We start from the raw sequence: 23,987 nt of genomic DNA, 5'->3' as shown, positions 1-23,987 counted from the left end.
CTCGATCTGCTATCGCCTGGGACTTTGCGTTATGTCTGCCGATACCCTGATTCTCATTCTCGCGATCGACCGCGGCGCGGGTCCGGATGTGCTCACGCAGCACAGGACCAAGGCGGCGGCTCCCTTCGGCGGCAAGTATCGAATCATCGATTTCACCCTGGCGAACTGTCTGCATTCCGGTCTGAGGCAGGTGCTCGTGCTGACGCAGTACAAGAGTCATTCGCTGCAGAAGCACCTGCGTGATGGCTGGTCCATCTTCAATCCGGAGCTGGGCGAGTTCATCACCTCGCTGCCGCCTCAGATGCGTCAGACCCAGGAATGGTATGCGGGACCATTCGATGCCCTGAGGCAGAATCGCTATCTGATCGAGCGCAATCGGGCCGATCAGATCCTGGTGCTGGATGGCGGTGTCGTCTACCGCATGGACTATGCGGAGCTGGTAAGAGCCCACAAGGAGGCCCAAGCCAAGGTCACGGTCGCGGTCAGACCGGTGTCGAGCGCGGGGCAGGGCACCCAGGCATCTGTAGGGCTCGGCGAGAACGACTGGATCCAAGCGCTCAGTCCGCCGACGCCGGTTGACGACGACGCGACGGGCGAGCAACTGCAGACCATGGGCGTCTACCTCTTCGACAAGGCGTTCCTGCTCCATGAGATCGACCGCATCGAGCGCGGTGAGCGGGAGGACAAGGATCTGGCAGTCGACGTCGTCGCGCCCTTGACCCGCACGCAGTCCGTGCTCGCCTATCGCTTCGGTCAGGCGCGCGGGCGCGTCACGCCCGACCGCTATTGGTGCGACCTGGCCACCATCGACGCCTACTATCGCGCCAACATGGAGCTGCTCTACGCCGAGCCGCCCATCGATCTCTATCAGCCCGACTGGAATATCCATACCTACCAGGGCCAATACCCGCCGGCTCGCACCGTGCCCGGGCCCATGAGCGGGAACGAGGGCGTCTTCGTCAATTCCATGCTGGCGGCGGGAACTGTCATCAGTGGTGGTGGGGTCAACCACTCCATTCTCTTCCCCTGCGTTCGCGTGAAGGATGGCGCCATCGTCGAGGAGTCCATCCTCTTCGACGGCGTCGAGGTCGGTGAAGGGGCGCACCTGCGCAACTGCATCGTCGAGAAGGAGGTGGTGATCCCGCCCAACGAGCAGATCGGTCATGATCTCAAGCTCGACCGCGAGCGTTTCACCGTCTCCGAGCAGGGGATCGTCGTGGTGACCCGGGGCATCTGGGGGTAGCGCGTGGAGCAGGAGGCGGCACGGCGCGTCTTCGAGACGCTCTTCAGCGCCTATGGTCCGCAGCACTGGTGGCCGGCGGACGGCCCTTTCGAGGTCATGGTCGGCGCGGTGCTGACCCAGAATACCGCCTGGACCAACGTGGAGCTTGCCCTGGAGCGGCTGCGTGACAACTGCGCCCTGGATGCCGAGGCGATCCTTGCCATCCCGGCGGAAAGGCTGGCCGAGGCCCTGCGGCCAGTCGGCTATTTCAACGTGAAGGCGCGGCGGTTGAGCGCCTTTTGCGAGCACTATATCGCCGCTGGCGGTTTCGAGGGCTTGAGTGCGCTCGAGACCGATGTGCTGCGGCATTCGTTGCTTGGGGTCAATGGCGTTGGGCCGGAGACCGCGGACGACATGCTGCTCTATGCCTTCGAGCGGCCTGTCTTCGTCGTCGACGCTTACACGCGGCGCATCTTCAGCCGCTTGGGGCTGTTGGACGGCGGCGAGGGCTATGAGGAGATTCGCGCCGCCTTCGAGATGGCGCTCGCTCCGGACGTGCCGCTCTACAACGAATACCACGCGCTCGTGGTGCGGCACGGAAAGGACGTCTGCAAGACGCGGCCTGGCTGTGCCGAATGTGTCTTGAGGGCCTGTTGCCCGGCAGCCTGAGCTGGTGACATGCAGCGCGCTCGCGCTCATCGAGAGAGGATGTGATACCCAATGCCGAAAGTCGACAACCAAGCCTTCTACCTCAGCGCGCTGCAGACCCACGGCGAGACTGCCGAAGGCGTGCATTGGGCCTCCACGGAGACGCAGGAGGTCCGGTTTCGCGTCCTCTGCTCCATGCTGCCGGACAACCTCGGCGAGCTGAGGGTCATCGACGCCGGTTGCGGCTTCGGCGACCTCTATTGCTACATGGAGCGCGAAGGCTACCTGCCGAAGCATTACCTCGGACTGGACGTCATGGAGCCCATGGTGGAGGCCGCGCGCCGGCGCACCAGCCAGGACATTCGCGTCTGCGACATCCTCGGCGAGCCCCTGCCGGAGGCGGACGTCTATGTTTGCAGCGGCGCCATGAACACCCTGACGCGCGAGGAGACTCGCCGCTTCATCGAGAAGTGCCTGGATGCTAGCCGCCTGGGCTTCGTCTTCAACCTGCTCAAGGGCTGGAATACCTCGCCGATCTACAATCTCTATCTGCCGCGCGAGATCCGTCGTCTGGGCCAGGAGCTGGACGTCGACTACCAGATCCACGAGGGCTATCTCTCCGGCGATTTTACCGCCGCGTTCTGGAAGACCACGGCTGAGGTGGCCTAGCCCCTCGCCCGACTTCCGGCGCGATCGAGCCGACTGACCGGGCAGCCGATGCTGCCGATTGTTTGCCAAGGAGCTTCAATGCTAGATCCACGTTTGCTGAGAACCGATCTCGATCTGGTCGCCGCGCAGCTCGCGCGTCGCGGCCTGACCCTGGACAAGGATCGCTTCGAGGCCCTGGAGGCCGAGCGCAAGGCGCTGCAGGTCCAGGTTCAGGACCTGCAGCAGGAGCGCAATACCAGATCCAAGGCGATCGGCAAGGCGAAGGCGGCGGGAGAGGACATCCAGCCCTTGCTCGCCGCCGTTGCCGACCTCGGCGATCGCCTGAAGGCGGCCGATGCCCGTCTCGGTGAGATCCAGCAGGAGGTGACGGACATCAGCATGGGACTGCCGAATCTGCCGGACGCGAGCGTCCCGGACGGCCAAGACGAGTCCCACAATCGGGAAGAGCGCCGCTGGGGCGAGCCGCCCAGCTTCGACTTCGCGCCCAAGGACCATGTCGACCTCGGCGCCATGAACGGCTGGATGGACTTCGATCTCGCCGCCAAGGTGACGGGCGCGCGCTTCGTCGTGCTCTCCGGTCCCATGGCGCGCCTGCATCGCGCGCTCATCCAGCTGATGCTGGACGTCCACACCACGGAGCACGGCTACACCGAGGCCTATGTCCCCTATCTGGTGAATGCCGACAGCCTGCGTGGGACCGGCCAGCTGCCCAAATTCGAGGCGGATCTCTTCAAGGTCCCCGGCGAGCGGGATTTCTATCTGATCCCGACGGCCGAGGTGCCGGTCACCAACCTGGCGCGCGATGTCATCGTCGAGGCCGATGCCATGCCGCGCAAATGGGTGGCGCACACCCCTTGCTTCCGCAGCGAGGCCGGCTCGCATGGCAAGGACACGCGCGGCATGATCCGTCAGCACCAGTTCGAGAAGGTCGAGCTGGTCCAGGTCGTGCGGCCGGACGAATCCATGCAGGCGCTGGAGGCCCTCACCGGGCATGCCGAGACCATCCTTCAAAAACTCGGCTTGGCCTATCGGGTCGTCACGCTCTGCACCGGGGATCTCGGCTTCTCCTCGCGCAAGACCTACGACCTGGAGGTCTGGCTGCCGGGCCAGCAGGCCTACCGCGAGATCTCCTCGTGCAGCAACTTCGGCGACTTCCAGACCAGGCGCCTGCAGGCCCGTTGGCGCAATCCGGAGACCGGCAAGCCCGAGCTGGCGCATACGCTGAACGGCTCGGGCCTTGCCGTCGGCCGCGCGCTGGTCGCCGTGCTGGAGAACTACCAGCGGGCCGATGGCAGTGTGGTGATCCCGGAAGCGCTGCGCCCCTATATGGGCGGTCTGGATCGCTTGACGGCCTGACCTCGGTCTCAGACGGCGACGCGCTTCCGGCGCGTCTTGCAATGCGGGCAGATCTCCGCGCTCTCCGGCAGCAGTCGCTCGCAAAAGGGATTGACGCAGGGCTGAACGTCCTCGCTTGCGACGCTGGAGCGCATCGCCGTGGAGATCGGGGTCGACGGGGTCTTGAGCCACTCGCTTTGGTTGCGTGTGCGCTCCGGCGGAGCGGGCGGTGTCGGCGGGGGAGGCGGGCGCGTGGCCCATTGCAGCGGGCCGGCTTGCAGCAAGAGCAGGATCCGGCGCGTGTGGATGGCGCTATCGACCGCCGCCCGAATCGTCTGGCCGACGACGATCAGGACAAGGCCTGACAGGCAGATGGTCGCGGCCATCACCAGGGTCTCGATATCCTTGCGCAGCCAGGCCGCGGCCAGGCCCGCCGCGACGCCGATCAGGGCGAGCAGCCATCCGGCGCCGGCGATCAGCCGGCCTCCGAGCCACGCGGCGCGATAACCCTTGCGGGCGCTCGCAGGCGCCTCTGTCTCCCAGCTCCCGTCCATTTCCTCTGTCTCAGTCTGCCGCAGGTGCGGATTATGGCGCGGGCGGCGGGGTCTTCTCAATCGACGCCAGCGCCTGGAATTGCAACTCCCAGGCGCGCGGTCTATGCTAATCGATTCTGTTTTTTGCACTGAGGTGGGGCCATGGTCGCCAAGACCCTCTACGACAAACTCTGGGACGAGCACGTCGTCCGTGTCGACGACAATGGCACGGCTTTACTCTACATCGATCGGCAGCTGATCCATGAGGTGACCTCGCCGCAGGCCTTCGAGGGGCTGCGGCTCGCGGGCCGCCAGCCATGGCGGACCAGCGCCAACCTGGCGGTGCCGGATCACAACGTCCCGACGACGGATCGCGCCAAGGGCATCGCGGACCCGGTGTCTCGGATCCAGGTCGAGGCGCTCGGCACCAACTGCCTGACCTTCGGCATCACCGAGCTCGGCATGGGCGACAAGCGCCAAGGCGTCGTCCATGTCATTGGTCCCGAGCAGGGCTTCACCCTGCCCGGAAGCACCGTGGTCTGCGGCGACTCCCATACCGCAACCCACGGCGCCTTCGGTGCGCTGGCCTTCGGCATCGGCACCTCAGAGGTCGAGCATGTGCTGGCGACCCAGACCCTGATCCAGCGCAAGTCCAAGTCCATGCTGATCAGCGTCGACGGCAAGCTGGGCGCCGGCGTGACCGCCAAGGACATCGTGCTCGCCATCATCGGCGAGATCGGCACGGCGGGCGGCACCGGCTATGTCATCGAGTTCGGTGGCGAGGCGATCCGCGACCTCAGCATGGAGGGCCGCATGACGGTCTGCAACATGGCGATCGAGGCCGGCGCGCGCGCCGGTCTGGTCGCCGTGGACGACAAGACCGTCGACTACATGCGCGGGCGTCCGCTCGCGCCCGAAGGCGAACTGTTCGAGCGTGCCGCCGCGCACTGGCGCACCCTGGTCAGCGACGAGGGCGCCCAGTTCGACCAGGTGATTCATCTCGACGCCGCTAGCATCAAGCCGCAGATCACCTGGGGCACCTCGCCCGAGATGGTTCTGCCGGTCGATGCTCGGGTTCCGAGCCCCGACGAGGCGGGCGACGAGGTCAAGGCGAGTGGCATCCGTCGCGCGCTCGACTACATGGGCCTGACCGCCGGGACGCCGCTGACCGAGATCCGTCCGGACAAGGTCTTCATTGGCTCCTGCACCAATTCCCGGATCGAGGACCTGCGCGCCGCGGCCGAGATCGCCAAGGGTCGCAAGGTCGCCGAGGGCATCAAGCTGGCGATGGTCGTCCCAGGCTCAGGTCTGGTGAAGGAGCAGGCCGAGGCCGAGGGGCTCGACAAGATCTTCGTCGAGGCCGGCTTCGAATGGCGCGAGCCAGGCTGCTCCATGTGTCTGGCCATGAACGCCGACCGGCTCGAGCCTGGCGAGCGCTGCGCTTCGACCTCGAACCGCAACTTCGAGGGGCGTCAGGGGCAGGGCGGCCGCACCCACCTGGTCAGCCCCGCGATGGCCGCCGCCGCCGCTGTGACCGGGCATTTCGTCGACGTGAGGGAGCTGTAATGGAAGCCTTCGAGAACTTTACCGGTGTGGTCGCCCCGCTCGATCGGGCGAATGTCGACACCGACGCCATCATTCCGAAGCAGTTCCTCAAGAGCATCAAGCGGACCGGATTCGGCCCCTTCCTGTTCGACGAGTGGCGCTATCTGGACCATGGCGAGCCGGACATGGACTGCACCCATCGCCCGCGCAAACAAGACTTCGTGCTGAACGACCCGCGCTACGCCCGGGCGCAGATCCTGCTGACGCGCGAGAACTTCGGCTGCGGCTCCTCGCGCGAGCATGCCCCCTGGGCACTCGCGGATTTCGGTTTCAAGGTGATCCTGGCGCCGAGCTTCGCCGACATCTTCTTCAACAACTGTTTCAAGAACGGCCTGCTGCCGATCGTGCTCGACAAGGCGACGATCGACAGCCTCTTCGCCAAGGCCACGGGCGAGACCCCGCTGAGCATCGGCGTGGATCTCGCCGCGCAGAGGCTGTCGCTGCCCGATGGCAGGGCTATCGGCTTCGATGTCGACTCGGGCAGCAAGCACCGTCTGCTCGAGGGACTGGACGACATCGGACTGACGCTCCAGGAGACAGATGCCATTCGCGCCTACGAGGAGCGTCGTCGCCAAGAGGCGCCCTGGCTGTTCATCTAGACCGCATCCGTCCGCGGCGGCCAACCGCGACAAACACGCATTTGGAGATCGAGATTTGAGCAAGAAGATTCTGGTCGTCGCCGGTGACGGCATCGGCCCCGAGATCGTCGCCGAGGCGATGAAGGTGCTGCAGGCCTTGCAGGCGGACGGCAGCATCGATGTCAGCATCGAGGACGCCCTCATCGGCGGCGCGGCCTATGATGCGGTTGGCGACCCGCTTCCCGCCGAGACCCTGGAGGCCGCCAAGGCGTCCGACGCGGTGCTGCTCGGCGCGGTCGGCGGTCCCAAATGGGAGCCGCTGCACATCTCCAAGCGTCCGGAAAAGGGCCTGCTCGGCATGCGCGCCGGTCTGGGTCTCTTCGCCAATCTGCGCCCGGCGATCCTCTATCCTCAGCTCGCCGACGCCTCGACGCTCAAGGCGGACGTCGTCTCCGGGCTCGACATCATGATCGTTCGGGAGCTGACCGGCGGTATCTATTTCGGTCAGCCGCGTGGGGTCGAGACGCTGCCTTCGGGCGAGCGCAAGGGCGTCAATACCCTGGTCTACACTGAGTCAGAGGTCGAGCGCATCTGCCGCGTCGCCTTCGATATCGCCATGAAGCGCGGCAAGAAGGTGTGCTCCGTCGACAAGGCGAACGTGCTCGAGTGCACCGAGATGTGGCGCGAGGTCGCCGTCAAGACCGCTGCCGACTATCCTGAGATCGACCTCAGCCACATGTATGTCGACAATGCCGCGATGCAGCTGGTGCGCGCGCCCAAGCAGTTCGACGTCATGGTGACCACCAATATGTTCGGCGACATCCTCTCGGACTGCGCCGCCATGCTCACCGGCTCCATCGGCATGCTGCCGTCCGCGTCGCTCAACGCCGACGGGCAGGGCATGTACGAGCCGATCCACGGCTCTGCGCCCGATATCGCCGGCAAGGGCGTCGCCAATCCCCTGGCGACCATCCTCTCGGTCGCCATGATGCTGCGCTACTCGCTGGATGCGCCGGCCGCGGCCGACCGCATCGAGAAGGCGGTCTCCCAGGTCCTGGATCAGGGGCTGCGCACTGCGGATATCATGTCCGAGGGCATGCGGCAGGTCGGCACCGCCGAAATGGGCGATGCCGTGGTCGCGGCACTGAGCTGAGATCCATAGGGCGTCATGCGCGCGGCCGAGCGATTCCCGCTACCCCTGATTCGGGTATGTGCGGAGAATCCCCTGGCCGAGCCGCGATCGGCGTCACTCACTAATCGAACGTGCGGGGCGAGATGATGAAGCGGGTAGGGTTCGTCGGTTGGCGTGGCATGGTGGGCTCCGTGCTCATGGAGCGGATGCGCGCGGAGCAGGATTTCGCGCGGATCGCCGAGCCCGTCTTCTTCTCGACCTCGCAGGCCGGTCAGCTGGGCCCGGATGTCGGGCGCGGAGGCAGCCCGCTGCTGGATGCCGAGTCGGTTGCGGCGCTGGGTGAGATGGACGCCATCGTCACCTGCCAGGGCGGAAGCTACACCAAGGCCGTCTATCCCAAGCTCCGCGCCGCCGGCTGGGATGGCTACTGGATCGACGCGGCCTCCGCGCTGCGCATGGAGCCGGAGGCGACCATCGTCCTGGATCCGGTCAATCGCTCGGTCATCGACGCCGCCCTGGATGCCGGCAAGCGCGATTTCGTCGGCGGAAACTGCACGGTCAGCCTCATGCTCATGGCCATCGGCGGGCTCTTCAACGCCGGGCTCGTCGAATGGGTCAGCGCCATGACCTATCAGGCGGCATCTGGTGCCGGCGCCAAGAACATGCGCGAGCTGCTGGCCCAGATGGGTGAGCTGCATGGATCGGTCGCGGGTCCGTTGGCGGATCCCTCCGCCGCGATTCTCGAGATCGATCGTCAAGTGACCGACTGCATGCGCGCGCCCGCCTTCCCGACCGAGAGCTTCGGTGCGCCGCTAGCCGGCAGCCTCATCCCTTGGATCGACACGCAGCTCGAGAATGGCCAGAGCCGCGAGGAATGGAAGGGCTATGTCGAGACCAATAAGATTCTCGGCTTGGGCGAGGCACCGATTCCAATCGACGGCATTTGCGTCCGCGTCGGGGCCATGCGCTGTCACAGCCAGGGCTTGACCATCAAGCTCAAGGACGACATCGCGATCTCGGAGGTCGAGCGGATGATCGCCGACGCCAATGACTGGGTGCGGCTGATCCCCAACGATCGCGAGCAGACGATCCGCGAGCTCTCGCCCGCGGCCGTGACCGGCAGGCTGCAGGTTCCGGTCGGCCGCGTGCGCAAGATGAATCTGGGCGGCGCCTACATTTCCGCCTTCACGGTGGGGGACCAGCTGCTCTGGGGCGCTGCGGAGCCGCTGAGACGCATGCTCGGAATTCTGCAGGATCGCGTGCTCTGACGGGCGTCGATCATCGATTGGCCCGGCCTCCCGCTGGGTGAGCAAGCGAAGCGCAGTCCACCAACGCCGGCGCGGGATTCGGTGGACTTCGCTCTCGCTCGTCCACCCTGCCGGTCCAACTGACGATCAAGGCCCTCTGACGGAGATGGCAGACCCTGCCTTGGTGAACGCGGGCCAATCCGATATAGTCGGGGCTGGCTCGCGGTTGTCCAAGGCTGGATTATGGTGACCCAGGGCTCAAAGTGGATGCTCCGAATCGAGTAGGATGCGCGCTGTGCCTGGCTCGATGATCGGTGCAGGTGGCCGGCTGAGGGGCGGAATTGCTCCTGCTCGCGTGTCGCCTTGAGGAACGAATCCCGTGGCTCCGCCTTTGGGGCGAAGCCCAATGTGAGAGGCGAGTGTCCACGCTCCTCGCGATTGCTTGAACGGCCTGAGGGAATAACGAGCTTGCCGTCTCGGCTTGCGCAAGCTCCCAGGAATTTGGTTGGAATCATGTCATTGCGTTGTGCACGAGGGAGGAGGATGTCTCGCAAGCTCATTTTAGCGTCGACCATCACCATGGTTTTGGCTGGCACCGATGTCTCCGCCCTGGGTCTGGGTGGCCTGCGTCCGCAATCCGCCCTCAATCAGCCGTTCGCCGGCGAGATCGAGCTGCGTGATGCGCGTCCGGACGAGCTGGACGCGGTAAGCGCCTCGCTCGCGACTCAGGCGGCCTTCTCCAAGGCGGGTATCGAGCGTTATTACTATCTCACCCGTCTCAACTTCACGCCCGACGTCAACGCGCAGGGCAAGCCCGTCATTCGAGTCTCCAGTAAGGATCCGATTCGCGAGCCCTACATGGATTTCTTGGTCGAGGTCGTGTGGCCCTCGGGCAAGCTCCTCAAGGAATACACGATTCTCCTCGATCCGCCGGCACTCTCTCAGCGCGCGTCCGCGCCCGCCGTGCGCACTGCGCGTGCAAGCAGCGCCGCGGCGGGATCCGCTGGCGCCTCAGTCGCCTCGGCGAGCGGTCGCTCGAGCTACATCCCAGCCCCGGGGGACGGCTTCCCGGTCTATGTCGGTCCCGTGGGCAACGGCAATGGCCTCTGGGTCGTCGCCCGTAACACTGCTCCCGCGGGTGCCACCGTCGCCCAGACCGCGATGGCGCTCTATCGCAACAACCAAGGCGCCTTCATCCGCGGCAACATCAATCGGCTGATTGCCGGGAAGACGCTGGTCATTCCGAGCAGGGCCGAGCTCTTCGCCCTGGATCCGGCCGAGGCCGAGCGCGAATACACCGCCGCCCTGCGCGGTCGGGCGCAGTACCGCGCGCCTCTGACGGACGTTTCTCAGGCCATGGCCGCGTCGCAATTGCGGGTGACTGGTGCGGCCCAGCCCGCGCGGGCGCCTGCCCCGACCGCATCGGCTCCGGCTGTCCAGGCTTCGACCGCGGCGACCTCGCCCAGGGTCCAGCAGGATGTGATGCTGGCGTTGGAGACATCGGAAAGCACCCGTCAGGAGACGTTGGAGCTGCGCGACCGCATTCGCGAGCTCGAGACGCAGCTGGCGGATATCCAGACGCTGCTGCAGCTGCGCAATGCGGAGCTCGCGCGGATGCAGGAGCTCAAGACCGCGCCTGGCATCATTGGCGAGCCGAGGCCCGAAACCGCACAGGCCGATGTGGTGCCGGAGTCGGTCGAAGCGGCCTTGGAGTCCTTGGAGGAGGCCGCGACCGCCGAGGCTGAGGCCGCGGCCGAAGAGACGGCCGTCGCAGCCGCTCAGGAAGAATCCCTGGATGTGACCGAGGCGGCCGAGCAAGCACTCGATGCCGCGCTCGCCGAAGAAGAGACGGCTGTCGAGGAGGAGGCTGCCTCAGAGGAGGTCGGGCTGATTCCGGTGCCGACGCCGACCGAGCCGCCTGTCGTCGAGGAGGTGGTCGAGGTGGCGGAAGCACCCGTCGAGCCGGCCACGCCGCCGACGTCGACTCAACCGCCAACGCCCGCCGTCGAGCCGCAAGAGGAGACCTCGACTTGGCACTCCTTGCTGCTGCCGCTCGCTGGGCTCGCCGGGCTCACGGCCGTCGGCATCATGGTGTTTTCTTGGATCACCATGCGCCGTCGCCGCGAGGAAGAAGGCGACGACGACGAGCTGGCCGCTGAGGACGAGCGCTACGACACCTTGGACGTCACGACGGAGCCGCGCTCCGCCTTGACTGGCGACGCCGAGACCGTCGCCGCGACCTCAGGGGCCGACGACGAGCCCATGTCCGAGCCGGAGTCGCTGCAGACGAACGAGGGTGATGGCGACTCGGGCGTCACCATGATGTCCTCGCTCAGCAATTTCGACGCGGAGACGGACGAGGCCGACGTCCTTTCGGAGGCCGACATCTACATCGCCTATGGGCGCTACAGCGAGGCTCAGGATCTCCTCAAGACCGAGCTGGGGCGCTTCCCCGAGCGCCTGGACATCAAGTACAAGCTCGCGGAGTCCTTCGCCGCCTCGCGCGATCTCAACTCGCTGTCGGCGATCATGGATGAGATTCAGTCGTCGGGCGGTGACCAGCAGGATCCGGAGCAGTGGGGCAAGCTGCAAAGTCAGCTCGAGCAGCTGCAATCCAGCGGCGGTGCGGTCCCGGTCGCGCCCTCGCCAGGAACCGAGCTGTCGGCCGGGTCCGAGGATTCGCTCGATCTGGGCGTCGAGGATTCGCTGTCGCTGGATCTCAGCGACGTGCAGCGCTCCTCGGATGGGCAGGACAGCTCAGATCTGCTCGGGGATTTCGACATCGATGAGGAAGAGCCGCCGCGCGAGAAGCCAGAGCAGGCTGCAGCCAACAAGCCCCCCATCATCGACTTGGGAATCGGCGACTCCGAGCTGGGCAACGACTCCTTCGGCGACGCCATGACCGTTGCCGTGGATCAGGCCGAAAATGACCAGCGCTACTCGAGCGCAGATACGCAAGATTCGGAGATCGAGCTCACGCTGGAGGAGCACAAGATCGAGGACGTCGACGAGCTGGACTCCATGTTCGATACGGATGCGATCGACGAGCCGACGCTTGCGCGCGATGAGATGGAAGGCGGGCGTCCGAAGGACGGCGATCTTGGTATCCTCGGTCAGACGACGAGCGGGGCGTCCGAATCCTCCGATGGCGGATTGCCGCCGGATCAGGAAAGCGTTCCGAGCGATCTCCTGTCCTCGCAATGGCAGATCGATTCGGGCATTTGGGACGAGACCGCGACCAAGCTCGATCTGGCCCGCGCCTATATCGAGATGGACGACAAGGAGGCCGCGCGCGAGATCCTGGAAGAGGTCATGTCCGAGGGTCGCGACGAGCAGAAGAGCGAGGCGAAGTCCATGCTCGATGGCTTGGGGTGACTGGGCTCACCCGATGAATGGGGTGGGGCGAGGTCGAGTCACCTTCAACCTAGGTGGCTCAAGCCGACTGAAGCCGGGCCGCGATGCGGCCCGGCTGCGTTTATTGGGGCGGTACGCGCTTGAGGCCAGGTAGGATCGCCATGGGGGTCGAGTACGACGGGACCGACTTCCACGGCTGGCAACGACAGGTGGAGACGCGCACGGTTCAGGCCAGTCTTGAGGCGGCCGTGGGCCGTGTCGCCAATCACCCGGTGACCTTGCATTGCGCGGGACGCACCGACAGCGGCGTTCACGCGCTCGAGCAGGTCGTCCATTTCGACACGGTGGCGACGCGCAGCGAGCGCTCCTGGGTGCTGGGTGCCAACGTCAATCTGCCGCCGGATGTGGCCGTGCGCTGGGCGCACCCGGTCGACGAGCGCTTTCACGCCCGTTTCAGCGCCTTTGCGCGGCACTACCGCTATCAGATCATGGTGCGCCGAACGCGCTCGCCCTTGCAGCGTCACCGCGCGGTCTGGGCGCATGAAGCGCTGGAGCTGGAGCAGATGCGCATCGCGGCCCGGCACCTCGTCGGGGAGCACGACTTCTCCAGCTTTCGGGCCATCGGCTGTCAGGCCAAGAGTCCGGTTCGCCGGATTCACTATCTGGACGTCACCGAGCGGGATGGGCTCATCTCCCTCAGCATCGGCGCCAACGGCTTTCTCCATCACATGGTCCGCAACATCGCGGGTGTCCTCATGACCATCGGTCGCCGCGAGGCCGAGCCCGACTGGACCCTGGAGCTGCTCGAGGTGCGGGACCGTACCCTCGGGGGCGTTACGGCGCCGCCTCATGGGCTCTTCTTCGTGCGTGCCGACTATCCCGAGGACTTCCAGCTTCCGCAGCTTGCCCATGCCGATCCCTTGCAGCGATTGGCCGCCGACTGATCGCGCTCAGCCTCAAGTATCCTCGCCTATGATTCGAACCCGGGTTAAGATTTGCGGTCTGACACGTGCGTCCGACGTCCAGGCCGCCGTGGCGGCTGGGGCCGACGCGGTTGGCTTCGTGCTTTATCCGCCGAGCCCGCGCGCCGTCACCGCGGAGCAGGCCGCCGCGCTCTGCAAGCTGCTACCTCCTTTCGTGACGGCCGTGGGCCTCTTCGTCGATGAGGACCCTGAAGTCGTCGCGGCCGTGATCGAGCAGGTCCCGCTCGATCTGCTGCAGTTCCACGGGGATGAGGGTCCGCGCGATTGCGCCGGCTTCGGCAGGCGCTGGATCAAGGCGCTGCGAATGCGGCCCGAGATCGATCTGCATGCGGAGCGCGAGCGCTATGCCGACGCCGATGGCCTGCTATTGGATACCTTTCAGCCCGGTCGCGCCGGAGGCACGGGTGCCAGCTTCGACTGGGATCGCGTTCCGGCCGATCTGGCGCCGAAGATCATCTTGGCTGGCGGGCTCGATGCGGGGAGCGTCGCGCGTGCGATCGAGCAGGTCAGGCCCTATGGCGTCGATGTCAGCGGCGGTGTCGAGGCAGCCAAGGGCGTCAAGGACGCCGAGCGTATTTTTGGCTTCATGCAAGGGGTAAGAGATGGCGACAAGCGCCGATAACAGCCATGCGGAAGGCATGGCGTCGGGTCGCGAGGCGGCCTACAGTCTGCCGGACGCCGTTGGGCACTTCGGGCCTTATGGAGGCATGTTCGTCCCCGAGACGCTCATGCATCCGCTCGACGAGCTCAAACAGGCCTACGAGCGCTGCAAATCCGATCCTGAGTTTCTCGCCGAGCTGGACGCCGATCTGCGCGACTATGTCGGCCGTCCCTCGCCCATCTATCACGCCGAGCGCTGGAGCCGCGAGGTGGGTGGGGCACAGATCTTCCTCAAGCGCGAGGATCTCAACCATACGGGCGCGCACAAGGTCAACAACACCATCGGCCAGGCGCTGCTCGCGCGCCGCATGGGCAAGACCCGGATCATCGCCGAGACGGGCGCCGGTCAGCACGGCGTGGCCTCGGCCACCGTGGCCGCCAGACTGGGGCTGGAGTGCATCGTCTACATGGGCGAGGTGGACGTTGCGCGGCAGGAGGCAAACGTCTACCGCATGCGCCTGCTGGGCGCCGAGGTGGTGTCGGTCAAGTCGGGCTCGCGCACCCTCAAGGATGCCCTCAACGAGGCGATGCGCGACTGGGTCACCAATATCGACAACACCTTCTACATCATCGGCACGGTGGCGGGTCCGCATCCCTATCCCATGATGGTGCGCGACTTCCAGGCGGTGATCGGTCGCGAGGCGCGTGCGCAGATGCTGGAGCGCACCGGGCGTCTGCCGGACGCGCTGGTCGCCTGCGTCGGCGGCGGCTCCAATGCCATCGGGCTCTTCTATCCCTTCATCGATGACCCGGACGTTGCCATCTACGGGGTCGAGGCGGGCGGCGAGGGTCTGCAGACCGGCCATCACGCCGCGCCGCTGTGCGCCGGCAAGCCGGGTGTCCTGCATGGCAATCGCACCTATCTGATGGAGGACGCGAACGGCCAGATCATCGAGACCCATTCCATCTCGGCCGGTCTCGACTACCCGGGCGTCGGCCCAGAGCACGCCTGGCTGAAGGACAGCAAGCGCGCGCACTATGATTCGGTTACGGACGACGAGGCGCTGACCGCCTTCCACCACCTCACCCGCACCGAAGGCATCATCCCGGCGCTCGAGTCGAGCCACGCCCTGGCCTATGCCCACAAGCTCGCGGCGACGATGCGCAAGGATCAGAGCATCCTGATCAATCTTTCTGGTCGTGGCGACAAGGACATGCACACGGTCGCGCGTCACGACGGGCTGGTGCTATGAGCCGTATCGCCAAGAGATTCGAACAGCTGAAGGCGCAGGGTCGGACCGCGCTGGTCCCCTTTGTGACGGCGGGAGATCCGGAGCCTACGACGACGGTCCCCCTGATGCACGCCATGGTGGCCGCGGGCGCGGACATCATCGAGCTCGGCGTGCCCTTCTCCGATCCCATGGCCGACGGTCCGGTGATTCAGCGCGCGACCGAGCGCGCACTCGCCAAGGGTGTGCGGCTCGCCGATGTCCTCGCCATGGTTCGCGCGTTTCGCGCGCAGGATGCGGACACGCCCGTCGTGCTCATGGGCTATCTCAATCCCATCGAGGTCATGGGCTATGCCGCCTTCTCCGAGCAGGCCCGAGAAGCCGGGGTGGATGGCGCCCTGATCGTCGACGTCCCGCCAGAGGAAGGTCACGACCTGGTCGCGACCATGAAGGCGCAGGGCCTGGATCTCGTCTATCTGCTCGCACCGACCTCCACGCAGGATCGCATCGCGCGGATCGGTGAAGTGGCCTCGGGCTTCGTTTATTACGTCTCGGTCAAGGGCGTGACCGGAGCCGCCAATCTGGACGCAGGGGACGTGGCCGAGCACGTCGAGGCGATCCGGCGGACCATCCCCTTGCCGGTCGGCGTGGGCTTCGGGATCAAGGATCCCGAGACGGCTGGCAAGGTGTCGAAGGTGGCTGACGCGGTGATCGTCGGCAGTGCGATCGTGAGTCGTATCGAAGCGCTTGCGGACACGCCCGCCGAGATCCCCGCGACCATCGGCGACTTTCTTTCCAGTCTGCGGGCGGCGATCGACGCCGACTGATTGCGCTGCCTCGGCAGCTAGGACGAGGAGCGGGCGCCGGACCGGCCGCGGTCTCCTCGCCACGCGAATCGGGCCGTGTTCCCAGGCGCGCAGAGCTTAGACATGACGAGACCAGATCCAGGCAGGTGGCACAGTGAAACAGGCGATGGACAAGGGCAAGAGTTGGTTCGAGAAGCTCATTCCGAGCCGCATTCGAATCGAGGCCAGCACCAAACGTGCGGTTCCGGAGGGCGTTTGGGCGAAATGCCCCGGTTGTCACGCCATCCTCTATCGCGCCGAGCTCGAGCGAAATCTCGAGGTCTGCCCCAAGTGTGGTCACCATAGCCGGCTGACGGCACGCAAGCGTCTCGAGGCCTTCCTGGATCCCGAGGGGCGGGAGGAGATCGGCGAGGGCCTGGAGTCCTTGGACCCGCTCAAGTTCAAGGACCTCAAGAAGTACAAGGACCGCATCAGCCAGGCGCAGAAGCAGTCCTCCGAGAAGGAGGCCATGGTGGTGATGCGCGGCCAGCTCAAGGAAACGCCCATCGTGGCCGCGGCCTTCGAGTTCAGCTTCATGGGCGGCTCCATGGGGTCCGTGGTCGGCGAGCGCTTCGTGCGCGGCGTCGAGGCCGCGCTGGAGCAGAATTCCGCCTACGTCTGCTTTTCGGCCAGCGGCGGTGCGCGCATGCAGGAGAGCCTCTTCTCCCTCATGCAGATGGCCAAGACCAGCGCGGCGCTCGGCAAGATGCGCGAGCGCGCGCTGCCCTTCATCTCGGTCATGACGGATCCGACCATGGGTGGCGTTTCGGCAAGTCTCGCCATGCTGGGGGACATCAACATCGCCGAGCCCAATGCGCTGATCGGCTTCGCGGGTCCGCGCGTGATCGAGCAGACGGTGCGCGAAAAGCTGCCGGAAGGCTTCCAGCGCAGCGAGTTTCTCGTGGAGAAGGGCGCGCTCGACATGATCATCGATCGCCGCGATCTCCGTGAGCGCATCGCCGATCTGCTGGCGATCCTCGGCGCGCGTCCGCGCTATTGCCGCACCGTCGTCCCGGTCTGACCGCGAGGAATGGCCACTGCCGGTCGGGCTGATCCCGAGGGCCCAAGCTCGGGATCTCAGGGCGATGCGGAATCGGTGCCCGTGAAGGCCTGTCCTGACACTGTGCAGGCATGGCTCGAGTGGCAGCTCTCCATCCACCCGAAACAGATCGAGCTCGGGCTCGCGCGTGTCGATCAGGTCTGGCGACGGCTCCGGTCGGAGCGGCTGGGGTGTCCGGTCATCACCGTTGCGGGCACCAATGGCAAGGGCTCCTGCGTGGCGATGCTCGAGGCCATGGCGCTCGCCGCTGGCTACAGCTGCGGCAGCTACACCTCGCCCCACTTGGTCGACTACAACGAGCGCGTCAAGCGCGATGGTCGGCCGGTCTCTGACGCCACCCTGTGCCGGGCCTTCGAGCGTGTGGAGGCCGCCCGCGAGCATGTGGCTCTGACCTACTTCGAGTTTGGCACGCTTGCGGCCTTGGAGATCTTCGCGCGCGAGGAGCCCGACCTCCTGGTGCTCGAGGTGGGGCTCGGAGGGCGGTTGGACGCGGTCAACATCATCGACCCGGACGTCTCTGTGGTCACCAGCATCGGACGTGATCACACGGCCTGGCTCGGCGACAGCTTAGATGCGATCGCGCGCGAGAAGGCCGGAATCTTCCGCGCCGGCCGCCCGGCGATCATCGGGCAGTGGGATGCCCCCGCAGCATTGCGAGGAGCGGCTGAGGAGCGCGCCGCCCAGCCGATTCAGCTCGGGCGCGAGATCGCCATCGAGCCGGCCGAATCCGGGTGGATGCTGCGCGGGATGGGTGAGCGGCGCCTGGCGTTGCCTCTCCCGGCCATGCGTGGCCGATTTCAGCTGGATAATGCGGCCAGCGCCATCACCGCGCTGCAGTGTCTGGCCGAGCGCCTGCCCATCTCTGCGGCGGCGCTGCGCAAAGGCCTCGGGCGGGCCTTGGTGCCAGGGCGCTTCCAGGTCGTCCCGGGCGAGGTCACCTGGATCCTGGATGTCGCCCACAATGGCGAGGCGGCGCGCGCACTGGCGGCCAACTTGGAGGACTTCCACTGCAGTGGGCGGGTGCGCGCTGTCCTGGCGGTCCTCGCCGACAAACGGCCGGAGGCGATCGTCGGGCCGCTGCGGCCATGGGTCGGCGACTGGTTTCTCGCGCAGAGCGACGATGCGCGCGCGATGTCGGTCGACGCCCTTGGGCAACGTCTCGACCCTGTCCTGGGAGAGGCGATCGCGGGCCTCTATCAGGATGTCGGCTCAGCCATCGAGACTGCTCTGGCGGCGTCCCGGCCGGGGGACTGTCTGCTGGTCGTGGGGTCCTTCACCACCGTGGGGCAGGGCCTGCGCCGTCTGGACGGTATCTGAAGCCGCCGCTCGCGGGGTATACTCCCCGGCACCCGACGACCGGGCTTGACGTGAACGCGTGGGTGTTGAAAGTGCCCTCGGAAATCGAGTGAAGATCTATGCGAGAAGGAGCTAAGAGACGTTTGGTGGGTGCGGTCGTCATCGTCGCTCTGGCGGTGATCTTCGTGCCCATGCTGTTCGAGGACGATTCGTTGGCGCCGCCGGTGGATACCGCGCTGCTTCCGGATGAGCCAGGTTTCGGCAGCGATTTCGATCCGGGACTCGATATCCCCTTGCCCGATCAGCCGGACGATGGCTCGGCACTGGGATCGACGGACGACAGCGTCCAGCTCGACGTGCCGCCGCCCGAGTCGTTCGGTGAGCCTGAGGCGGACTTGAGCGGTCTGCAGCCCGGTCAGATCACCGGCGCCGATCTCCCGCCGCCCGCCAGGCCGGCCGATCTGCCCGCGCCGACGCCGCCCCAGGCGGCGCCGAGCCCATCCTCGCGGCCGAGCACGGCGGCGCGTCCGGCCGCCGAGCCCAAGCCGGCGCCGCGGACGGCCGCGCCACCGCCTCCGCCGCCACCCAGGGCGGATGCTGTCCCCTCCTGGGTGGTGCAGGTCGCGAGTCTGGGCTCCTCCGCCTCGGCGAGCGCCCTTGCGGACAAGTTGAAGGGCGCGGGATTCACCGCCTTCGTCGAGAGGGCGGAGGTTCGCGGCAAGACCTTCTACCGGGTGCGCGTGGGCCCGGAGGTCGACCGTGATGCCGCCGAGCGCGCCGCTGCCATGCTGCGCCAGCAGCAGAAGCTCGACACCTTGATCCAGCGCTATCCCTAGTCGTATGGCTGCCACCCTGCCTTTCGCTCACGATGGCCGCGGCTGGGCACGCGCTCTGCCCTGGGCGCGACCGCCGTTCTCAGGCGCCCTTAGCCTTCAGGAGTCCGAATGAACTGGGTCGACTACAGCATCATCGCCATCATCGTGCTGTCAGCCTTGGTCGGGCTCGCCCGTGGCTTGGTCAGGGAAGTGGTCTCCCTGGGCGTCTGGATCCTCGCGCTGGTCGTGGCTTGGGTGTTTCATCGCGATGCCGCAGATCTGCTGACCGCTCAGCTCTCGCAGCCGGAGGTGCGCGTCGCGGTCGCCTTTGTCGGGCTCGTGCTCTTGACCCTTGTGGCTGGCGCCATCCTTGGCGCGCTGCTCACGGCGCTGGTCGACAAGGCCGGCCTCACCGGCACCGATCGTTTGCTGGGGCTCTTCTTCGGTGGCGCGCGCGGTGCCGTCATGGTTGCCATGGCGGTCTTTCTGGTGGCGCTCACGCCTCTGCCGTCGGAGCCTTGGTGGGGCGAGTCCGGTCTCATCGATGATTTTCAGGGCATGGCCGGCTGGATGCTGAGCATGGTTCCTCAGGAGCTGCAGGTCAGGCTCAAGGAGATTTGAGCCAGCCACGCGCTACCTCTGGTCCGATCGAGTTGAAGCATGGGTCTCCCTGAGCTACTCTGCGCGGCTCTCGATCAATTGTGTCTGACCGCCGGGTGAGGCGCAGGCGAGGGCTCTCTTCATGTGCGGTATCGTCGGAATCGTCGGCAAAAGTCCGGTCAACCAATCCCTCTACGACGCGCTCCTGGTGCTCCAGCACCGCGGGCAGGATGCGGCTGGCATCGTCACCTGCCACCGCGACAAGCTCCATTTGCGCAAGGACAATGGTCTCGCGCGGGACGTCTTCCAGACCCGTCATATGATCCGACTGCTCGGCGCCATGGGCGTCGGGCACGTCCGCTATCCCACCGCGGGCGCCTCCAGCTCGGCGGAGGCGCAGCCCTTCTACGTCAATTCGCCCTACGGGATCGTGCTGGCGCACAACGGCAATCTGACCAACGCCGAAGACCTCAAGCGCGATCTCCTCGTGGACGATTTGCGCCACCTGAACACTGAGTCCGACTCCGAGATCCTGCTCAACATCTTCGCCCACGAGCTGCAGATCCAGGGCAAGCTGCGCATCGACGAGCAGGATGTCTTCCGCGCCGTCGCCGGGGTGCATCGGCGCTGTCGCGGCGGCTATGCGGCGGTGGGCATGATTCCGGGCTTCGGCGTCTTCGGCTTCCGCGATCCGAACGCGATCCGTCCCTTGGTCTACGGGCGGCGCGAGACGCCCGAGGGCACGGAGTACATGATCGCCTCCGAGAGCGTCGCCCTGGACACCATCGGCTTTCAGCTCATCGGCGACGTGGCCCCGGGCGAGGCGGTGTTCATCTCCGTCGACGGCGATCTCCACACGCGTCAATGCGTGGCACAGGCGCAGCTCTCGCCCTGCATCTTCGAGTTCGTCTACTTCGCCCGGCCAGACTCCATCATCGATAACATCTCGGTGCACAAGTCGCGCTCGCGCATGGGCAAGAAGCTGGCGGCGAAGATCAGGCGCGAGTGGTCGAATCACGACATCGACGTCGTCATCCCGGTGCCGGACACCAGTCGGACCGCCGCCTTGCAGCTCGCCAATCAGCTCGGCATCAGCTACGCCGAGGGCTTCATCAAGAACCGCTACATTGGGCGGACCTTCATCATGCCGGGACAGAAGGTGCGCAAGAAGTCCGTGCGCCAGAAGCTCAACGCCATCGATCTCGAGTTCCGCAAGAAGAACGTACTCTTGGTCGACGACTCCATCGTGCGCGGCACGACCTCCCAGCAGATCATCCAAATGGCACGTGACGCCGGGGCGCACCGGGTCTATTTCGCATCGGCCGCGCCCCCAGTTCGCTTCCCCAATGTCTACGGGATCGACATGCCCGCGGCGAGCGAGCTGATCGCCTTCGGTCGCTCCGAGGAGGAGGTCGGGCGCGAGCTGGGCACGGATGGTCTCATCTTCCAGGATCTGGGAGACCTCATCGAGGCCGTTCAGAAGAGGGGCAAGTCGCACGTCGACCGCTTCGATACCTCGGTGTTCGACGGCGACTATGTGACCGGAGACGTGACGCCCGAGTATCTTCAGGCACTCGAGGCCCGCCGCAACGACTGCGCCAAGCAGGGCCAGAAGTATGCGGACGAGGCTGCGATCGACCTCTACAACTCAGAGTGACGACGCCGACTTGAGCGCACCCGAGGATCTCGACCCGACGCCCGGCTTCGCCACCCGGGCCATTCGCACCGGACATCTGCGCACGCCCGAGGGCGAGCACAGCGAGCCCATCTTCGCGACCTCCAGCTTCGTCTTCGCCAGCGCAGCCGAGGCCGCGGCACGTTTTTCCGGCGAGGCCGAAGGCAACATCTATTCGCGCTTCACCAATCCCACGGTGCGCGCCTTCGAGCAGCGGCTCGCGAGCCTTGAGGGCGCGGACTGCTGTGTCGCCACTGCCTCCGGCATGGGGGCGATCCTGGCGACCTGCATGGGGCTGCTCAAGACGGGAGACCGCATCCTCTCCTCGCGCAGTCTCTTCGGCAGCACCACCATGCTGTTCAACAAGTATCTGACGCGCTTCGGCATCCAGACCAGCTATGTGCCTCTGAGCGACCTGGATGCCTGGGAGGCCGCCATCGATGCCGACACGCGCCTCCTCTTTTGCGAAACGCCCTCGAACCCGCTGACCGAGATGGTCGATCTTCGCCAGCTCGCCGAGATCGCGCATCGGCACGCCTGTCTGCTCGTCGTCGACAACTGCTTTTGCACCCCGGCCCTGCAGCGGCCCCTGGAGCTGGGTGCGGACATCGTCATCCACTCGGCGACCAAGTACCTGGACGGCCAGGGGCGCTGCGTCGGCGGGGCCGTGGTGGGCGACGCCAAGCTGGTCGGTGAAGAGGTCTTCGGCGTGCTGCGCACGGCCGGTCCGACCATGAGCTCCTTCAATGCCTGGGTCTTCCTCAAGGGGCTCGAGACCTTGGAGCTGCGCATGCTGGCGCACTCCCAAGGCGCGGCGCAGCTGGCCGATTGGCTCACCGTCCAGCCTGCGGTCGAGCGCGTCTACTACCCCGGGCGCTCGGATCATCCGCAGCACGCCTTGGTCGGCCAGCAGCAGCGCAGTGGCGGCGGTATCCTGGCCTTCGAGGTGCGGGGCGGACAGGCTGGCGCCTGGCAGGTGGTCGATTCCACGCGCATGATCTCCATCACGGCCAATCTGGGCGACACCAAGACGACCATCACGCATCCGGCGACCACGACGCATGGCCGGCTGTCGCCGGAGGAGCGCGCCAGCGCGGGGATCGCGGACGGACTCCTGCGCGTCGCCGTCGGACTGGAGGATGTCGGCGACATCCAGAAAGACCTCGCCCGCGGGCTGTCCGGACTCTGATCGACGCCATGTCCGACCGCGCGAGCAGCGTCAGGCTCATCTGTCCCGGTCTGCTCGGGCCCTTGCCCCTCATCCCTGAGCCAATGCCGCGCACACCTGTTCTGGATCTTTGGCTTGCCAGGGGAGAGGTCTCGGAAGGCCGAGCACTTGGCCCTCATCATGCCGTCCTGACCGCCTTCGGGCTCGAGCTGGCGTCCGATCAAGATCCGCCGACCGCACCCATCTGCCTCCTCGGCGACGACCCGGGGGCCGATCTCGACGGGTTCTGGATGCATGCGGATCCGGTGCACCTTCGTCCGGACCGTGACCAGCTCCTCGTCTTTGGGGCCGACCGGCTCGAGCCTTCCCAAGAGGAGGCGCTGACGCTGGTCCAGGCCTTCAACGCGCACTTCCGGAACGAGGGGCTCGTATTGGCGGCACCCCTGCCTGGACGCTGGTATCTGCGGGTGCCGCAAGATCCGCGCGTGCGCACGGCCTCGCTCAATGAGGTGATCGGTCGGCCCATGTCCGAATATCTGCCGGAGGGGCCTGGGGCCTCCGAATGGATGCGACTCATGAATGAGGCGCAGATGCTGTTCTACGCGCATCCCGTCAACGCGCGGCGCGAAGCGCGCGGTCGCCCGATGCTCAACGGCATTTGGACTTGGGGAGGAGGTCGGCTGCCAGCACCTCCTGTGGATCCGCCGTCCGTTCTGATTGGCGACGATCCGCTGATGCCTGGCCTCTCGAAGCTAGGTGGTCGCCGACAGCCGCTGGCGAGCGGAGACTTGCATGCCTGGAGCCCGCGTGACGGAGGACTACTCCTGTTCGAGGACAGGCTTTGGCGGGCGCTGGTCGATCGCGACCTTGCAGCCTGGCGGGATGCTCTGCAGTCCTTCCAAGCCCGTTGTGCGGCGCTCCAGACCCAGCTCCGCGGAGTGAGCGGGTGGCGGATCTCGCTGGATCCCTGCGATGGCAGATGCTGGGGCATGACGTCCAGCCGACTGCGCCGCTTCTGGCGGCGTGGCGGGCTGAGCGATTTCCTGAGCCTAGTAAAGAGCGCCAGCCACCAGCAGCCAGCTTAGGCGAATTCCTAGAACCTAGAAAGAGCAGTCAGCCGCCAGCGGCCAGCCTCCAGCCGTTGGTTTGCCTAGCTCCTCCGCCTGGCGAAGCGTTCACCCTAGATTCGGCAGTTGGAACCGCAAAGGCGCGAAGGACACGAAGAAAAACAGAGGCTTGCATTGCTGCGTCGCTTCACCCTCTGGGTGAGCATCGCTTCGCAGGCAAGGTGTTGAAAGCCTTTGCGCTCTTCGGTGTGCCAGGAGAAACCTGGCCAGTCTAGCAGCCTGCGAGGTGGCTGCCATGTGAACTGCTGATGAGACATGTAGCTGCG

At 66.1% G+C, this 23,987-nt stretch carries 21 protein-coding genes; 20 read left to right on the top strand and 1 reads right to left on the bottom strand.

What is annotated here, in order from left to right; all coding sequences use genetic code 11:
* The first annotated feature begins 31 nt into the window (after positions 1–31).
* The 4 genes from G3446_RS10850 (at position 32) to serS (ending at position 3,895) form a co-directional block, all read left to right on the top strand.
* Complete coding sequence (locus G3446_RS10850) at positions 32–1,243, top strand: GlgC family sugar phosphate nucleotidyltransferase (RefSeq protein WP_164452851.1); 1,212 nt, start codon at positions 32–34, stop codon at positions 1,241–1,243.
* 3 nt (positions 1,244–1,246) lie between these two features.
* Entirely contained in the window at positions 1,247–1,891 is a 645-nt protein-coding gene (locus G3446_RS10845; protein WP_342450094.1) for an endonuclease III domain-containing protein, read from the top strand.
* Between the two features lie 51 nt (positions 1,892–1,942).
* Positions 1,943–2,539: a class I SAM-dependent methyltransferase gene (locus G3446_RS10840; RefSeq protein ID WP_164452850.1), complete on the top strand. Its 597-nt coding sequence runs from the start codon at positions 1,943–1,945 to the stop codon at positions 2,537–2,539.
* Between the two features lie 78 nt (positions 2,540–2,617).
* Positions 2,618–3,895 (top strand): serine--tRNA ligase, encoded by a 1,278-nt coding sequence (gene serS, locus G3446_RS10835; RefSeq protein ID WP_164452849.1) that lies wholly within the window; start codon positions 2,618–2,620, stop codon positions 3,893–3,895.
* Positions 3,896–3,903: 8 nt separating this feature from the next.
* Here the strand turns inward: serS and G3446_RS10830 are convergent, their stop codons facing one another.
* Positions 3,904–4,428 carry a hypothetical protein gene (locus tag G3446_RS10830; protein WP_164452848.1) on the bottom strand — a complete coding sequence of 175 codons (525 nt, stop codon included), beginning with the start codon at positions 4,426–4,428 and terminating at the stop codon, positions 3,904–3,906.
* 141 nt (positions 4,429–4,569) lie between these two features.
* On the opposite strand from G3446_RS10830, the gene leuC reads away from it, so the two are divergent.
* From leuC to G3446_RS10750, 16 genes are all read left to right on the top strand, one after another.
* Entirely contained in the window at positions 4,570–5,973 is a 1,404-nt protein-coding gene (gene leuC / locus G3446_RS10825; protein WP_164452847.1) for a 3-isopropylmalate dehydratase large subunit, read from the top strand.
* Positions 5,973–6,611, top strand: a complete 639-nt coding sequence (gene leuD, locus G3446_RS10820) for a 3-isopropylmalate dehydratase small subunit (protein WP_164452846.1) — start codon at positions 5,973–5,975, stop codon at positions 6,609–6,611. Before leuC ends, leuD begins: the two co-directional genes overlap by 1 nt.
* A 55-nt stretch (positions 6,612–6,666) precedes the next feature.
* The gene (leuB, locus tag G3446_RS10815) at positions 6,667–7,743 is read left to right on the top strand and encodes a 3-isopropylmalate dehydrogenase (RefSeq protein WP_164452845.1); all 1,077 of its coding nucleotides are present in this window, start codon (positions 6,667–6,669) and stop codon (positions 7,741–7,743) included.
* A 125-nt stretch (positions 7,744–7,868) separates the two neighbouring features.
* Positions 7,869–8,990: an aspartate-semialdehyde dehydrogenase gene (asd, locus tag G3446_RS10810; RefSeq protein ID WP_164452893.1), complete on the top strand. Its 1,122-nt coding sequence runs from the start codon at positions 7,869–7,871 to the stop codon at positions 8,988–8,990.
* 522 nt (positions 8,991–9,512) lie between these two features.
* Positions 9,513–12,344: a motility hub landmark protein FimV gene (locus G3446_RS10805; protein WP_164452844.1), complete on the top strand. Its 2,832-nt coding sequence runs from the start codon at positions 9,513–9,515 to the stop codon at positions 12,342–12,344.
* Positions 12,345–12,484: 140 nt separating this feature from the next.
* The gene (gene truA, locus G3446_RS10800) at positions 12,485–13,267 is read left to right on the top strand and encodes a tRNA pseudouridine(38-40) synthase TruA (RefSeq protein ID WP_164452843.1); all 783 of its coding nucleotides are present in this window, start codon (positions 12,485–12,487) and stop codon (positions 13,265–13,267) included.
* 28 nt (positions 13,268–13,295) lie between these two features.
* Positions 13,296–13,928, top strand: a complete 633-nt coding sequence (locus tag G3446_RS10795) for a phosphoribosylanthranilate isomerase (RefSeq protein ID WP_164452842.1) — start codon at positions 13,296–13,298, stop codon at positions 13,926–13,928.
* Entirely contained in the window at positions 13,909–15,159 is a 1,251-nt protein-coding gene (trpB, locus tag G3446_RS10790; RefSeq protein WP_164452841.1) for a tryptophan synthase subunit beta, read from the top strand. The genes G3446_RS10795 and trpB overlap by 20 nt, the downstream gene beginning before the upstream one ends.
* A complete protein-coding gene (gene trpA, locus G3446_RS10785) occupies positions 15,156–15,962 on the top strand; it encodes a tryptophan synthase subunit alpha (RefSeq protein ID WP_164452840.1) in 807 nt (268 codons plus the stop codon). Before trpB ends, trpA begins: the two co-directional genes overlap by 4 nt.
* A gap of 145 nt (positions 15,963–16,107) precedes the next feature.
* Complete coding sequence (accD, locus tag G3446_RS10780) at positions 16,108–17,001, top strand: acetyl-CoA carboxylase, carboxyltransferase subunit beta (RefSeq protein ID WP_164452839.1); 894 nt, start codon at positions 16,108–16,110, stop codon at positions 16,999–17,001.
* Between the two features lie 81 nt (positions 17,002–17,082).
* Positions 17,083–18,357: a bifunctional tetrahydrofolate synthase/dihydrofolate synthase gene (folC, locus tag G3446_RS10775; protein WP_342450093.1), complete on the top strand. Its 1,275-nt coding sequence runs from the start codon at positions 17,083–17,085 to the stop codon at positions 18,355–18,357.
* 125 nt (positions 18,358–18,482) lie between these two features.
* On the top strand, positions 18,483–19,172 hold the full coding sequence (locus G3446_RS10770) for an SPOR domain-containing protein (RefSeq protein ID WP_164452837.1): 690 nt from the start codon (positions 18,483–18,485) through the stop codon (positions 19,170–19,172).
* Positions 19,173–19,280: 108 nt separating this feature from the next.
* A complete protein-coding gene (locus G3446_RS10765; protein ID WP_164452836.1) occupies positions 19,281–19,772 on the top strand; it encodes a CvpA family protein in 492 nt (163 codons plus the stop codon).
* 121 nt (positions 19,773–19,893) lie between these two features.
* Positions 19,894–21,408: an amidophosphoribosyltransferase gene (purF, locus tag G3446_RS10760; RefSeq protein WP_164452835.1), complete on the top strand. Its 1,515-nt coding sequence runs from the start codon at positions 19,894–19,896 to the stop codon at positions 21,406–21,408.
* On the top strand, positions 21,368–22,615 hold the full coding sequence (locus tag G3446_RS10755; RefSeq protein ID WP_164452834.1) for an O-succinylhomoserine sulfhydrylase: 1,248 nt from the start codon (positions 21,368–21,370) through the stop codon (positions 22,613–22,615). Before purF ends, G3446_RS10755 begins: the two co-directional genes overlap by 41 nt.
* 8 nt (positions 22,616–22,623) lie before the next feature.
* On the top strand, positions 22,624–23,679 hold the full coding sequence (locus G3446_RS10750; protein WP_164452833.1) for a phosphoglycerate mutase: 1,056 nt from the start codon (positions 22,624–22,626) through the stop codon (positions 23,677–23,679).
* The last annotated feature ends 308 nt before the right edge of the window (positions 23,680–23,987 follow it).

It is taken from the genome of Thiorhodococcus minor (assembly GCF_010820565.1).
GTDB classification, from domain to species: Bacteria; Pseudomonadota; Gammaproteobacteria; order Chromatiales; family Chromatiaceae; genus Thiorhodococcus; species Thiorhodococcus minor.
Note: the sequence above shows the minus strand (reverse complement) of the source record. Positions and strands in the feature narration are given on the sequence as shown.

Bases quoted from the DNA above. Each gene is read 5' to 3' on its own strand.
- G3446_RS10850 (WP_164452851.1), top strand. From the start codon at position 32: ATGTCTGCCGATACCCTGATTCTCATTCTCGCGATCGACCGCGGCGCG.
- G3446_RS10840 (WP_164452850.1), top strand. From the start codon at position 1,943: ATGCCGAAAGTCGACAACCAAGCCTTCTACCTCAGCGCGCTGCAGACC.
- serS (WP_164452849.1), top strand. From the start codon at position 2,618: ATGCTAGATCCACGTTTGCTGAGAACCGATCTCGATCTGGTCGCCGCG.
- G3446_RS10830 (WP_164452848.1), bottom strand. From the start codon at position 4,428: ATGGACGGGAGCTGGGAGACAGAGGCGCCTGCGAGCGCCCGCAAGGGT.
- leuC (WP_164452847.1), top strand. From the start codon at position 4,570: ATGGTCGCCAAGACCCTCTACGACAAACTCTGGGACGAGCACGTCGTC.
- leuD (WP_164452846.1), top strand. From the start codon at position 5,973: ATGGAAGCCTTCGAGAACTTTACCGGTGTGGTCGCCCCGCTCGATCGG.
- asd (WP_164452893.1), top strand. From the start codon at position 7,869: ATGAAGCGGGTAGGGTTCGTCGGTTGGCGTGGCATGGTGGGCTCCGTG.
- G3446_RS10805 (WP_164452844.1), top strand. From the start codon at position 9,513: ATGTCTCGCAAGCTCATTTTAGCGTCGACCATCACCATGGTTTTGGCT.
- truA (WP_164452843.1), top strand. From the start codon at position 12,485: ATGGGGGTCGAGTACGACGGGACCGACTTCCACGGCTGGCAACGACAG.
- G3446_RS10795 (WP_164452842.1), top strand. From the start codon at position 13,296: ATGATTCGAACCCGGGTTAAGATTTGCGGTCTGACACGTGCGTCCGAC.
- trpB (WP_164452841.1), top strand. From the start codon at position 13,909: ATGGCGACAAGCGCCGATAACAGCCATGCGGAAGGCATGGCGTCGGGT.
- trpA (WP_164452840.1), top strand. From the start codon at position 15,156: ATGAGCCGTATCGCCAAGAGATTCGAACAGCTGAAGGCGCAGGGTCGG.
- accD (WP_164452839.1), top strand. From the start codon at position 16,108: ATGGACAAGGGCAAGAGTTGGTTCGAGAAGCTCATTCCGAGCCGCATT.
- G3446_RS10765 (WP_164452836.1), top strand. From the start codon at position 19,281: ATGAACTGGGTCGACTACAGCATCATCGCCATCATCGTGCTGTCAGCC.
- purF (WP_164452835.1), top strand. From the start codon at position 19,894: ATGTGCGGTATCGTCGGAATCGTCGGCAAAAGTCCGGTCAACCAATCC.
- G3446_RS10755 (WP_164452834.1), top strand. From the start codon at position 21,368: ATGCGGACGAGGCTGCGATCGACCTCTACAACTCAGAGTGACGACGCC.
- G3446_RS10750 (WP_164452833.1), top strand. From the start codon at position 22,624: ATGTCCGACCGCGCGAGCAGCGTCAGGCTCATCTGTCCCGGTCTGCTC.